The 12,754-nt window shown below is 71.4% G+C and carries 9 protein-coding genes and 1 pseudogene; 8 read left to right on the top strand and 2 right to left on the bottom strand.

Annotated features, from left to right (window positions below; genetic code table 11):
- Positions 1–50 precede the first annotated feature (50 nt).
- The 4 genes from J4557_RS32095 to J4557_RS32080 are packed head-to-tail and all read left to right on the top strand — an operon-like array spanning position 51 to position 3,823.
- Complete coding sequence (locus tag J4557_RS32095) at positions 51–1,019, top strand: branched-chain amino acid ABC transporter permease (protein WP_190862396.1); 969 nt, start codon at positions 51–53, stop codon at positions 1,017–1,019.
- On the top strand, positions 1,016–2,173 hold the full coding sequence (locus J4557_RS32090; RefSeq protein WP_208270523.1) for a branched-chain amino acid ABC transporter permease: 1,158 nt from the start codon (positions 1,016–1,018) through the stop codon (positions 2,171–2,173). The genes J4557_RS32095 and J4557_RS32090 overlap by 4 nt, the downstream gene beginning before the upstream one ends.
- Positions 2,170–2,979 (top strand): ABC transporter ATP-binding protein, encoded by an 810-nt coding sequence (locus J4557_RS32085; RefSeq protein ID WP_208270522.1) that lies wholly within the window; start codon positions 2,170–2,172, stop codon positions 2,977–2,979. Before J4557_RS32090 ends, J4557_RS32085 begins: the two co-directional genes overlap by 4 nt.
- Positions 2,969–3,823, top strand: coding sequence for an ABC transporter ATP-binding protein (locus J4557_RS32080; protein WP_208270521.1), 855 nt, complete (start codon positions 2,969–2,971; stop codon positions 3,821–3,823). The genes J4557_RS32085 and J4557_RS32080 overlap by 11 nt, the downstream gene beginning before the upstream one ends.
- A gap of 43 nt (positions 3,824–3,866) precedes the next feature.
- Here the strand turns inward: J4557_RS32080 and J4557_RS32075 are convergent, their stop codons facing one another.
- On the bottom strand, positions 3,867–4,424 hold the full coding sequence (locus J4557_RS32075; protein WP_208270520.1) for a DUF4352 domain-containing protein: 558 nt from the start codon (positions 4,422–4,424) through the stop codon (positions 3,867–3,869).
- Positions 4,425–4,714: 290 nt separating this feature from the next.
- Positions 4,715–5,098 carry a PaaI family thioesterase gene (locus tag J4557_RS32070; RefSeq protein WP_208270645.1) on the bottom strand — a complete coding sequence of 128 codons (384 nt, stop codon included), beginning with the start codon at positions 5,096–5,098 and terminating at the stop codon, positions 4,715–4,717.
- 108 nt (positions 5,099–5,206) lie between these two features.
- On the opposite strand from J4557_RS32070, the gene polA reads away from it, so the two are divergent.
- From polA to J4557_RS32050, 4 genes and pseudogenes are all read left to right on the top strand, one after another.
- On the top strand, positions 5,207–7,897 hold the full coding sequence (gene polA / locus J4557_RS32065; protein ID WP_208270519.1) for a DNA polymerase I: 2,691 nt from the start codon (positions 5,207–5,209) through the stop codon (positions 7,895–7,897).
- 446 nt (positions 7,898–8,343) lie between these two features.
- On the top strand, positions 8,344–9,441 hold the full coding sequence (locus J4557_RS32060; protein ID WP_307800327.1) for a polysaccharide deacetylase family protein: 1,098 nt from the start codon (positions 8,344–8,346) through the stop codon (positions 9,439–9,441).
- A gap of 244 nt (positions 9,442–9,685) precedes the next feature.
- Entirely contained in the window at positions 9,686–11,167 is a 1,482-nt protein-coding gene (gene rpsA / locus J4557_RS32055) for a 30S ribosomal protein S1 (protein WP_208270517.1), read from the top strand.
- A 354-nt stretch (positions 11,168–11,521) separates the two neighbouring features.
- Positions 11,522–12,754 (top strand): annotated as a pseudogene (locus J4557_RS32050) (endonuclease/exonuclease/phosphatase family protein); the annotation flags it as partial.

The following is a 12,754-nucleotide window of genomic DNA, read 5'->3' as shown; positions in this document are numbered from 1 at the left end:
GGGCGGGAGCGCCACAGCGCTCCCGCCCCCTCTTTCTTGAGGAACCCTCTGTGCTCCACGACTTCACATCCCAGTTCTGGGCGAACACGGTCGACGGGCTGACCGTCGGTTCGATCTACGCGCTGGTCGCGCTCGGCTACACGATGGTCTACGGCGTGCTCCGGCTCATCAACTTCGCCCACTCCGAAATCTTCATGATCGGCACGTTCGGCGGGCTGACCCTGATCCAGGTGGTCGGCTTCGACAACGGCCCCTACACCGGCATCGCCCTGGTGGGCGTGCTGCTGGCGTGCCTGGTGGCGTCGATGGTCGCCTCGGGCGGGGCGGCGCTGCTGCTGGAGCTGGTCGCCTACCGGCCGCTGCGCCGCAAGGGGGCGTCGCGGCTGGCGGCGCTGATCTCGGCGATCGGCGCGTCGCTGTTCCTGCAGGAGCTGTTCGCGACGACCGTGATCCCGCACTTCTTCGGGCACGGCGGCGGTCGCGACCCGATCCACGTGCCGGACCTGCTGAAGAAGGAGACGCTGTTCTCGATCGGTTCGGGGGACGTCCGCAACGACAAGCTGCTGATCTTCGTGGCGGCGATCGTGATGATGGTCGTCCTGGACCGGTTCGTGAACGCCTCCAAGCTCGGCCGCGGCATCCGGGCGACCGCGCAGGACCCCGAGACGGCGGTGCTGCTCGGGGTGAACATCGACCGGGTCGTCGTCGTGACCTTCGTGGTCGGCGGGCTGATGGCGGGGGCGGCGGGCTTCTTCTTCGCGCTGCTCTACCAGCAGACGATGTTCAACATCGGGTTCATCCTCGGCATCAAGGCGTTCACGGCCGCGGTGCTCGGCGGCATCGGGAACCTGCGCGGCGCCCTCGTCGGCGGGTTCACGCTGGGGCTCATCGAGAACTACGGTGGCTCCATCTTCGGCTCCGAGTGGAAGGACGTCATCGCGTTCACGCTTCTCGTGGTCATCCTCCTGTTCCGTCCCACCGGCATCCTCGGTGAGTCCCTCCAGCAGGCGCGCGCATGAGCGACAACACGAACAAGACAGCGAACACGGCGGGGTGGCGCGGTGCGTTCACCGGCCCCCTGGAGGCCGCCCGGACGCACTGGGACCGGGCACCGGGGTGGGAGCGCTGGGCGGTCTACGTCCTGCTGATCGTCGGTGCGCTGTTCCTGCCGTACGAGGGGCTGGCGCCGGTGATGTCGCCGGAGTCGGCGTGGTCCACGATCCTGTTCTATCCGATCGGGATCTACGTGCTGCTCGCGCTGGGCCTGAACGTGGTGATCGGGTACGCCGGCATGCTCGACCTCGGGTACGTGGCGTTCTGGGCGATCGGCGCGTACACGATGGCGACGATGGCGGTGAAGCACGGGATCGGGTTCTGGCCGCTGCTGCCGTGCGGGATCGTGCTGGCGGCGGTGTCCGGGGTGATCCTGGGTGCGCCGACGCTGCGGTTGCGCGGTGACTACCTGGCGATCGTGACGCTCGGCTTCGGGGAGATCGTCCGGAAGGTCGCGGAGAACACGAACTGGCTGGGCGGGACGCGAGGGATCAACAACATCCCGCATCCGCCGAGCCACGAGGGCGTGTGGTTCGCCGGGGTGGACCTGTTCACGTACAAGATCAGGGACGCGCGGCCGTACTACTACCTGCTGGTCGCGGTGATCGTGCTGGTGGTGATCTTCTCCAAGCGGCTGGAGGCCAGCCGGATCGGTCGGTCGTGGACGGCGATCCGGGAGGACGAGGACGCGGCCGAGATCATGGGCGTGCCGACGTTCAAGTTCAAGCTGCTGTCGTTCGCGACCGGTGCCGCGATCGGCGGTTCGGCGGGCGTGGTGTTCGCGGCGAAGACGAGTTACGTGGCGCCGGCGAACTTCCCGTTCCTGCTGTCGGCGACGATCCTGGCCGCGGTGGTGCTGGGCGGTGCGGGCAACATCCCGGGCGTGATCGTCGGGGCGTTCCTGGTGGCGTGGCTGCCGGAGCGGTTCCGCGGTCTGGCCGACTACCGCGACCTGGCGTTCGGCGCGATCCTCGTGGCGATGATGATCTTCCGTCCGGAGGGGCTGATCCCGTCGAGACAGCGCAAGGCCGAGATGGCCGAGGGCGGCGGAGGAATGGGCCATTTGGGCGCCGAGATCGACACGTCGTCCGGTTCGGAGGCCGAGGTGGGGAGCAGATGAGCGAGGTGTCCGGGGCCGCGGGCGGCAAGACCGGCGGTCCCCTGCTCGAGCTGTCGCAGGTGACGATGCGGTTCGGTGGCGTCGTCGCGCTGAACGCGGTCGACCTGGCGGTGCGCGAGGGCGAGATCTTCGCGCTGATCGGGCCGAACGGCGCGGGCAAGACGACGGTGTTCAACACGGTGACCGGGGTGTACCGGCCGACGTCGGGTGAGATCAGGTTCGCGGGGAGCAGGCTGAACGGCCTCAAGCGGTACCAGGTCACGAAGCGGGGCGTCGCGCGGACGTTCCAGAACATCCGGCTGTTCCCGAACATGACGGCGGAGCAGAACGTGCAGGTGGGCGCGGACGCGCACCACAACGCCGGGCTGATCAGCGTGACGTTCGGGCTGCCCCGGCACCGGCGGGCCGAGCGCGAGGGCAAGGCGCTGGCGCGGGAGCTGCTGGACTTCGTCGGGGTGTCGCAACGCACGCACGACATGGCGAAGAACCTGCCGTACGGCGACCAGCGGCGGCTGGAGATCGCGCGGGCGCTGGCGACGGATCCGAAGCTGCTGCTGCTGGACGAGCCGGCCGCCGGGATGAACCCGGCGGAGAAGAACGCGCTGATGGAGCTGATCCGCAAGATCCGCGACAGCGGCCGGACCGTGCTGCTGATCGAGCACGACATGGGCCTGGTGATGGGGATCAGCGACCGCGTCGCGGTGCTGGACTTCGGACAGAAGATCGCCGACGGGCTGCCCGCCGAGGTGCAGAGCGACCCGAAGGTGATCGAGGCGTACCTGGGGGCTCCGGCCGATGCTTCTTGAACTGAGGGACGTGCACGTCCACTACGGCAAGATCGAGGCGCTCAAGGGCGTGTCGCTGCAGGTGGACGAGGGTGAGATCGTCTCGCTGATCGGCGGGAACGGCGCGGGGAAGACCACCACGCTGAAGACGATCTCTGGGCTGCGGTCCTGCTCGTCGGGGTCGGTGTTCTTCGACGGCGCCGACATCGGGTCGATGCCGGGGCACAAGCGGGTGCTGGCGGGCATCGGGCAGGCGCCGGAGGGCCGGGGGATCTTCCCGGGCATGTCGGTGCACGAGAACCTGCTGATGGGCGCGTACGCCCGCAAGGACGACCACTCCAAGGAGCTGGCGGAGGCGTACGAGCTGTTCCCGCGGCTGGCGGAGCGGCGGACGCAGGCGGCGGGCACGATGTCGGGCGGTGAGCAGCAGATGCTGGCGATCGGCCGGGCGCTGCTGTCGAAGCCGAAGGTGCTGCTGCTGGACGAGCCGTCGATGGGGCTGGCGCCGATGCTGGTGCAGCAGATCTTCTCGATCATCGAGGAGATCAACCGGCGCGGGACGACGATCCTGCTGGTGGAGCAGAACGCGCAGCAGGCGCTGCGGCTGGCGGATCGCGCGTACGTGCTGGAGACGGGCCGGATCGTGCGGTCGGCGCCGGCGTCGGAGCTGCTGGACGACCCGCAGGTGCGGGCGGCGTATCTGGGCGGCGACGTCGGCGGCGATCCCGGTGCGGCGGCGGGCGAGGACGGTGCGGTGGCGCTGGGCAAGGCCGCGCCGGGCGAGCCCGGGGCCGGCGGGACGAAGGCCGACGGGCCGGCCGCGGAGCCGGAGCCGGACGGCGCGGAGGCGCCCGACGGCAAGTAGAAGGCCCGGACGTTTCGACACGACCCCGGGGCGGGGCCGCCGTTCACCGCAACGGCAGTTCCGCTCCGGGGTCGTGCTGTAGCGGGACGCCGAGGTCGTCGGTGGGGGAGGAGTAGAGCCGCAGCGCCCTGATCCGCGCGTCCTTCGGGATGTCGTACATCAGGTCGAACTCGAGGCGGTCGTGGGAGCCGAGCTCGATGTCGGTGGGCTGGCGCTTGACCCGCATCGCGTTCACGTCGGGCGGGTAGGCGCCGCGCGAGGTGACGAGCAGCTGCCGGTCGAGGTCGATCTTGTGGAAGGTCGCGTAGCGGTTCTCGGCGATCATGCGGACGCGGGCGAAGCCGCCGAGCCGGGACGGCAGGTCGGCGTGGCTGCCGGTGATGGTGGTGAGGCCGGAGCTGAGGCCGATCGCGGCGAACGCGATCCGCCCGTCGGTCACCTCGCGGTAGCGGAGGGCGTGCTCGCCGTCGCGGAGGGGGCGGGCGGGGACGCGGTAGCGGGCGTCGTCGTGGCCGCCGCAGGCGGACGCCAGCGGGAGGAGCGGGGCGAGGAGCAGGAGGGCCGCGGCGGCGCGCGGGCGTCCTGCCGGTAGGGGCCGCATGATCCGCACGGTAGGGCGGCGTCTCCGGCGCTCGCCAGATCGCGGGGCGTCCTGGGACCGTCTCGTGATCTGCGCCGTGCCGCGGGGCGGCCCGGAGATGTGCCGGGCCTGGGATCACCTTTGGGGCCGTACGGCCCTCGCGGGCGCGTGCGTTGTCTACTCGGTGATCCCAGGCCGTTCCGATCCACGCTACAGACCCCGGCCGGTCGATCGCAAAGAAAGCCGCGGATCGGACGCGGGGCGGCGCGGCGTCCCCCGAGGGGGCGCGGCCCCCGCCCGGCCTCGCCGGGTCAGGAGGCGGGCGCGTCGCGGAGCATGCAGGTGAGGCGGGCGGTGCACACCCGCCGGTCCTGCTCGTCGGTGATGACGATGTCGTAGGTGGCGAGGGTCCGGCCGCCGTGGGCGCGGGTGGCGACGCCCGTGACGAACCCGTCCGTCGCGGACCGGTGGTGGGTGGCGTTGATCTCGATGCCGACGGCGATGCGGCCCGGCCCGGCGTGCATCGCCGACCCGGCGGACCCGAGGGTCTCGGCGAGCACGCAGGACGCGCCGCCGTGCAGCAGCCCGTACGGCTGGGTGTTGCCCTTGACCGGCATGCGGCCGACGACCCGTTCGGCGGACACCTCCAGATACTCCACGCCCATCGCCTTGGCCAGGTCGCCGCGGGACTCCATCCCCTCACCGGAAAGGATCTGCGCGGCCAGGTCGTCCCGGCTCAGGCCGTCGGTGTCGCTCACTTACGCCTCCACGAAACTGTCGTACGCGCAGACTAGAGTCCTGGTGTGGCGAACGAACCAGCGACCCCTGACAAGCGTGACCGGCTCCTCCTGCTCGACGGGCATTCCCTGGCCTACCGCGCGTTCTTCGCGCTGCCGGTGGAGAACTTCTCCACCACCGACGGGCAGCCGACGAACGCGGTGTACGGCTTCACCTCGATGCTCATCAACGTCCTGCGCGACGAGCAGCCCACCCACATCGCGGTGGCGTTCGACCGCAGCGAGCCGACGTTCCGGCACGAGCAGTACGTGGAGTACAAGGCGGGGCGGCAGAAGACGCCCGACGAGTTCCGCAGCCAGGTCAGCCTGATCTTCGAGGTGCTGGACGCGCTGCGCATCCCGCGGATGTCGGTCGCGGGGTTCGAGGCCGACGACATCATCGCCACGCTGTCGGTGCAGGCCACCGAGGCCGGGCTGGACACCCTCGTCGTCACCGGCGACCGGGACGCGTTCCAGCTCGTCAACGAGCACGTCACGATCCTGTACCCGGTCAAGGGCGTGTCGGAGCTGGCCCGGATGGACCCGGCCGCGGTCGAGGCCAAGTACGGGGTGCCGCCCGAGCGGTACCGCGAGCTGGCCGCGCTGGTCGGGGAGAGCAGCGACAACCTGCCGGGCGTGCCCGGCGTCGGCCCGAAGACCGCCGCGAAGTGGCTGACCAAGTACGGCGACCTCGACACCCTCGTCGCCAAGGTCGACGAGATCAAGGGCAAGGCCGGCGACAACCTGCGCGAGCACCTCGCCGGGGTGCTGCGCAACCAGCAGATCAACAAGCTCGACACCGACGTGGGGCTGGAGTTGACGCCGCCGCAGCTGACGATGGGGCAGTGGGACCGCGACGAGATCCACACCCTGTTCGACTCGCTGCAGTTCCGGGTGCTGCGGGAGCGGCTGTACTCCTCGCTGTCCGCGGCGGAGCCGGAGGCCGACGAGGGCTTCGAGGTGGAGGTCGACGCGCTGGAGCCGGGCGGGCTCGGCGCCTGGCTGGACGCCAACGGCGGCACCCGGCTCGGCGTCGCCGTCACCGGCTCCTGGGGGCGCGGCACCGGCGAGGTCACCGCGCTCGCGCTGGCGTCCAAGGACGGGCCCGCCGTCCACCTCGACCCGGCGGAGCTGATCGAGGACGACGAGCGCGCGCTGGCCGCGTTCCTCGCCGACCCGTCCCGCCCCAAGGCGATCCACGAGGCGAAGGGCCCGATGCTGGCGCTCGCCGCGCGCGGCATCAGGCTCGACGGCGTCACCAGCGACACCGCGCTGGCCGCCTACCTGGCGCTGCCGGGGCAGCGCACGTTCGACCTCGCCGACCTCGTCCTGCGCTACCTGCACCGGGAGCTGCGCAGCGAGACCGAGGACTCCGGGCAGCTCACCCTGGACGGGTCGGGCGAGGAGGAGGCCGCCGAGGCGCTCGCCGTCCGCGCCCGCGCCGTGACCGAGCTGGCCGACGTCCTCGACGGCGACCTGGAGAAGCGGGGCGCGACGCGGCTCCTGCACGAGGTGGAGCTGCCGCTCGTCCGGGTGCTGGCCGACATGGAGCGCGCGGGCATCGCCGTCGACGCCGACCACCTCGCCGGCCTGTCGGCGTCGCTCGGCGGCCAGGTGAAGGAGCAGGAGCAGCAGGCCCACGCCGCCGTCGGGCACGAGTTCAACCTCGGCTCGCCCAAGCAGGTGCAGCAGGTGCTGTTCGACGAGCTGAACCTGCCGAAGACCAAGCGCACCAAGACCGGCTACACCACCGACTCCGAGGCCCTCACCACGCTGCTGGAGAAGGACGGCCACCCGGTCCTGGAGCACATCCTGCGCTGGCGCGAGGTCGCCAAGCTGAAGAGCATCGTCGACTCGCTCATCCCGATGGCCGACGACGCGGGCCGCATCCACACCACGTTCAACCAGATGATCGCCGCGACCGGCCGGCTGTCGTCCACCGACCCCAACCTGCAGAACATCCCGATCCGCACCGCCGAGGGCCGGCAGATCCGGGAGGCGTTCGTCGTCGGCGGCGGGTACGAGTCGCTGCTGACCGCCGACTACTCCCAGATCGAGCTGCGGATCATGGCGCACCTGTCGGAGGACGAGGCGCTGCTGGAGGCGTTCGGCAGCGGCGCCGACTTCCACACCATCACCGCGTCCCGCGTGTTCGGGCTGCCGTCCGAGCAGATCGACTCCGAGCTGCGCGCCCGCATCAAGGCGATGAACTACGGCCTGGCGTACGGGCTGTCGGCGTACGGGCTGTCGCAGCAGCTGCGGATCTCCCCGGACGAGGCGCGGGGCCTGATGGAGGAGTACTTCCAGCAGTTCGGCGGCGTCCGCGACTACCTGCGCGACATCGTCGCCAAGGCCCGCCAGGACGGCTACACCGAGACCATCCTCGGCCGCCGCCGCTACCTGCCCGACCTCAACTCCGACAACCGGCAGCGCCGCGAGATGGCCGAGCGGATGGCGCTGAACGCGCCCATCCAGGGGTCGGCCGCCGACATCATCAAGGTCGCGAGCCTGAACGTCGACCGCGCCCTGCGCGAGGCTGGCCTGGACTCCCGGATGCTGCTGCAGGTCCACGACGAGCTGGTGTTCGAGGTCGCCGCTGGCGAGCTCGACGAGCTGAAGGCCCTCGTCAGCGACCAGATGGCCGGTGCCTACGCCCTCCGCGCGCCCCTGAGCGTCTCCATGGGCACCGGCCGCACCTGGCAGGACGCGGCGCACTGATGCGATCACGGTCCAGAGGGCTCGCCTGGCGGCTCGCCCGCTGACCGTGCTCGGGCGAGCGCGAACTCGCTTCGCGAGCTTCCCGGTGGGGCTCGCGTCCGGCATCGCCCCACCGGTCGGACAACGCGCTCGCGTGCGGGCTGAGCGCAGCGGCTGAGGCCGACTCGTCCGGTTCGAGTGCCCCGCGTCCTTGGTGGCGCGGGGCATTTTCTCATGCCCGCGCTCGGGGCTGCGCGGGCGGGGTGTCCGGGTTTACCAGGGGGTTTCGCACTTGGTGCGATGCGGGGCGGCACTGGAGTGGTCTGTGGAGATCATTCGGGTACGCCGGTCGGTGTCCGTTGATGTCCGGGGGGTCGTACGCTGTCCCCCTGGTCCTGTTCGGGTCTACCGGCGGGGGAATCGTGCCTCTCCTTCACAAGATCGCTGGAGTTGTGGTCGTCTGCGCCGTGATCCTGGGGCTGACGTTGCCAGGGGAGCGGCGCGGGCGCGGCGAGGGCGCCGCGGCGGCGCAGGCCGGGGCGACCGCGCGGGCCGCGCGCGACGACCGGCCGGCCGAGGCGGCCAAGCCGTCCGGGCCCCCGCCGCCCGGGGAGGCGGCGGCGTCCCCGAGCGCGTCGGCGAGCGCGCCGGAGCCCGTCCGGCTCGCGGCGGCGACGCCCGCGGCGGTGCAGGCGAAGGCCGACGAGCTGGGCCAGATCCCGGTGCTGATGTACCACCGGATCATGGTCAAGCCGCAGCAGTCGCTGGACCGCTCGACCACGGAGCTGCACGACGAGCTGACGCGGCTCGCCAAGGACGGCTACGTGCCGATCACCGCGGCGCAGTTCGTCAGCGGGCGGATCGACGTCCCGGCCGGCAGGCACCCCGTCGTGCTGACCTTCGACGACAGCACTCCCGGGCACTTCGGGCTGGACCCGCAGGGCAACCCGAAGCCCGACACGGCGGTGGGCGTCATCGAGCAGGTGGCGCGGGAGAACCCGGGATTCCGCCCGACGGCGACGTTCTACCTGAACAAGGACCTGTTTGGGATGAGCGGCGTGCAGGCCGCCGCGGGCCTGAAGTGGCTCACCCAGCACGGGTACGAGGTCGCCAACCACACCCTGTCGCACCCCGACCTGTCGCACCTGTCCGAGGACCAGGTGCACAAGGAGATCGGCGGCATGGAGGACGAGATCGTCAAGCTGACCGGGGTGCACACGACGACGTTCGCCTACCCGTTCGGGGTCGCCCCGCGCAAGCCGGCGTGGGCGGAGAGGAAGGACGGCTCGTACGCCTTCCAGGGGATCTTCCTGGCGGGCTGGCGGCCGTCGGTGTCGCCGTTCGACGCGAAGTTCGACCGGTGGGCGATCGACCGGGTGCGGTCCGAGGGCAAGATCAAAGAGGACGACTGCAAGCAGTTCTGCTCGACGGCCTGGCTCGACTACCTGGACAAGCACCCCGATGAGCGGTACACATCCGACGGCGACCCGAACACGGTGACGTTTCCCAATATGCTCGAGGACCGGCTGGGCAAGCCGTACCGGGCCTGGGCGCGGGTCTACTGATGCGCGCGGGACGCCGGCGCTCCCACCGGATTGACCAGGCGCGCCGCGTCCCATATTCTGATCGCTGCGCTGTGGGCCTGCGCGCGCTTCGGACGGAGCAGGCTCGCGCTCGGTCAGGTCGGCGACATCGGTTCGGTTCACTGACGCGGTCAGCACCGCGTTCCTTCCGGTTCTCGGCAGGGCGGACGGCCCTCCGCGCACAACCCATAACGACTTCCATGTCCGTACCGGAGCCAGCCGACACATGACGAGTAGCACCGAGGCCACCTCGACCACCCCGCAGGTAGCGGTCAACGACATCGGGTCCGAGGAAGCCTTCCTCGCGGCGATCGATGAGACCATCAAGTACTTCAACGACGGCGACATCGTCGAAGGCACCGTCGTCAAGGTCGATCGTGACGAGGTCCTCCTCGACATCGGCTACAAGACCGAGGGCGTCATCCCCTCGCGCGAGCTGTCCATCAAGCACGACGTCGACCCCAACGAGGTCGTCACCGTCGGCGATCACGTCGAGGCCCTCGTCCTCCAGAAGGAGGACAAGGAAGGCCGGCTGATCCTGTCCAAGAAGCGCGCCCAGTACGAGCGCGCCTGGGGCACGATCGAGAAGATCAAGGACGAGGACGGCATCGTCACCGGCACGGTCATCGAGGTCGTCAAGGGCGGTCTCATCCTCGACATCGGCCTGCGGGGCTTCCTGCCCGCGTCGCTGGTCGAGATGCGCCGGGTCCGCGACCTGCAGCCGTACGTCGGCCGCGAGCTCGAGGCGAAGATCATCGAGCTGGACAAGAACCGCAACAACGTGGTCCTGTCCCGCCGCGCCTGGCTGGAGCAGACGCAGAGCGAGGTCCGCCAGACCTTCCTCAACACCCTGCAGAAGGGCCAGGTCCGCAAGGGCGTCGTCTCCTCGATCGTCAACTTCGGCGCGTTCGTCGACCTCGGCGGCGTCGACGGCCTGGTGCACGTCTCCGAGCTGTCCTGGAAGCACATCGACCACCCGTCCGAGGTCGTCGAGGTCGGCCAGGAGGTCACGGTCGAGGTCCTGGACGTCGACATGGAGCGCGAGCGCGTCTCCCTGTCGCTCAAGGCGACCCAGGAAGACCCGTGGCAGCAGTTCGCCCGCACCCACCAGATCGGCCAGGTCGTGCCGGGCCGCGTCACCAAGCTGGTGCCGTTCGGCGCGTTCGTCCGCGTCGAGGAGGGCATCGAGGGCCTGGTGCACATCTCCGAGCTGGCCGAGCGCCACGTGGAGATCCCCGAGCAGGTCGTCCAGGTCGGCGACGAGATCTTCGTGAAGATCATCGACATCGACCTCGACCGGCGGCGGATCAGCCTGTCGCTCAAGCAGGCCAACGAGGGCGCGGCCAGCATGGAGGAAGAGGACTTCGACCCCACGCTGTACGGCATGCCCGCGGAGTACGACGAGCAGGGCAACTACAAGTACCCCGAGGGCTTCGACGCCGAGACCGGCGAGTGGCTCGAGGGCTTCGACGAGCAGCGCGAGACCTGGGAGCGGCAGTACGCCGAGGCGCGCACCCGCTTCGACGCCCACCGCAAGCAGATCGAGGAGGCCCGCAAGGCCGAGGCGGAGGCCGAGACCGGCCCCGCGACCGGCGGCGGTGGCGAGACCTCCTACTCCGGCGGCGGGGAGAGCGAGTCGGGCGGTGGCGCGCTGGCCACCGACGAGGCGCTCGCCGCGCTGCGGGAGAAGCTGTCCGGCGGCCAGTGACCCGTCACTGACCCCGTACTGAACGGCGGCGGCCGAGAGGCCGTCACGACCACGGCCGGAGCGCGATCCCTGGATCGCCTCCGGCCGTGGCCGATTTCCGCCCGCGGACCCCGCGGCCCCGCCCGCAGCCCGGCGGCTTGGTTCTCGGTCCTTGCGGTTTCGCCCGCGGGGCCTTGCCGGAGCGGCCCGTCGCGTCCGCCCCGGCCCGTATGATCGTCCGGTGGTGTGATCGGTTCCGCTCCCGGCGGGTTTCGCCCGCGAAGCGCCCGCCGGGGCCGTAGAGTCCGCAGGGGCCGCGCAGTGCCGCGCCGCCACCCCCGTAGGTCCGCTCGTCCCCCGGGAGCACTCGTTCAATTGGCCAGCACAGAAGTAGGCACGAAGATCGGCGGCCCGGCGGCGCAGGGGCCGTCCATCGTCCCGCAGGGGCCCGCCCGGCTGACGCTCATCGCGATCACGGTCGCGGTGCTCGCGCAGACCCTGCGCTTCTCGCTTCCCCAGCTCGACCACTTCGCCGACGACGCCGGCACCGGCGTGGCCGCGATCGCCGTGCTGGCGGTCTACCTCGCCGGGTTCGCCGCGCCGCTGGTGCGCCGCGCCGCCGGGCCGAGCGGGCTCCTGCTGGCCGGCGTCGGCGGCCTGTTCGCCGTCCGGCTGCTCGCCCAGGCGATCGGCCCGCAGACCTGGCTGGCGTTCGTCGGCACCGCCATCGGCATGATCGCGGTCGCGGCGCTGTTCGAGGGGGCGCGCGGGCTGTCCGGCGTCGGGTTCGCCACCGCGACCGTCGCGGGCCTGTCCGCCGACACCGCGGTCCGGATGTGCTTCGCCACCTGGGACCCGGTGTGGCGGAACGGGATCGGGCCGTGGGCGGCGTGCCTGGCGTTCGTGGCGCTCGGCGCCGCCGCCCTCTACCGGGAGCTGTCGTCCGGGCCGGTGACGGCGCCGGGCCTGTCCTGGCGGGACGCGATGGGCGCCGCCGCGTTCGGGCCGTTCCTCGCGCTGCAGGTGCTGGTGCTGGCCAGCCCCGCGTTCGTCGCCTCGTCCGGCTGGCAGTCGCTGACCGGCGCGCACATCGCGATCGTCGTCGGGCAGGGCCTCGCGCTGGCGTTCCTGGCGTCCGGGCTCGCCGTCCGCGCCGTCCCCGGCGGGGTCTGCGTGCTCGGCGGCACCGTCCTCGGCGTCGGCGCAGGCGCGGTCGCCGGGACGTACGCCGTCACCGGCATCGAGGTGGTGCCGATCGTGGTCCTCGGGCAGGTGCTGTCGGCATGGCTGCTGGCGGTGGCGTGCCGGGCGCCGCTGCGCCGCGCCGGTACCGGCGGGCCGGTCTGGCGGATCGACGTGGGCGCCGCGCTCGGCGGCTTCCTGATCCTCGTCCTCCTCGTCCCGTACCAGGTGAGCGCGCTGTCGCCGCTGCCGTTCCCGAACAACCTCCTGCCGGGCGTCGCGGGCATCGCCCTCGGCGGGCTCGCGGCCGCCGCGGCGGCCCGCGGCGGCCCGCTGCCCGCGCGCGCCCCGCTGCGGGATCGGAAGAGCGGAGTGGAGGAGAGGGGGGGAGGTGGGGAGAGGTGGCTCGGGGGGGGGGGGGACGCT

The sequence above is a fragment of the Actinomadura nitritigenes genome, from assembly GCF_017573545.1.
Lineage (GTDB): Bacteria > Actinomycetota > Actinomycetes > Streptosporangiales > Streptosporangiaceae > Spirillospora > Spirillospora nitritigenes.
This window is presented reverse-complemented; position numbering and strand designations above follow the sequence as displayed.

What these genes read in the sequence shown, in the direction of transcription:
- J4557_RS32085 (WP_208270522.1), top strand. Translation starts at nt 2,170, where the DNA reads ATGAGCGAGGTGTCCGGGGCCGCGGGCGGCAAGACCGGCGGTCCCCTG.
- J4557_RS32090 (WP_208270523.1), top strand. Translation starts at nt 1,016, where the DNA reads ATGAGCGACAACACGAACAAGACAGCGAACACGGCGGGGTGGCGCGGT.
- J4557_RS32070 (WP_208270645.1), bottom strand. Translation starts at nt 5,098, where the DNA reads ATGGAGTCCCGCGGCGACCTGGCCAAGGCGATGGGCGTGGAGTATCTG.
- J4557_RS32080 (WP_208270521.1), top strand. Translation starts at nt 2,969, where the DNA reads ATGCTTCTTGAACTGAGGGACGTGCACGTCCACTACGGCAAGATCGAG.
- J4557_RS32075 (WP_208270520.1), bottom strand. Translation starts at nt 4,424, where the DNA reads ATGCGGCCCCTACCGGCAGGACGCCCGCGCGCCGCCGCGGCCCTCCTG.
- rpsA (WP_208270517.1), top strand. Translation starts at nt 9,686, where the DNA reads ATGACGAGTAGCACCGAGGCCACCTCGACCACCCCGCAGGTAGCGGTC.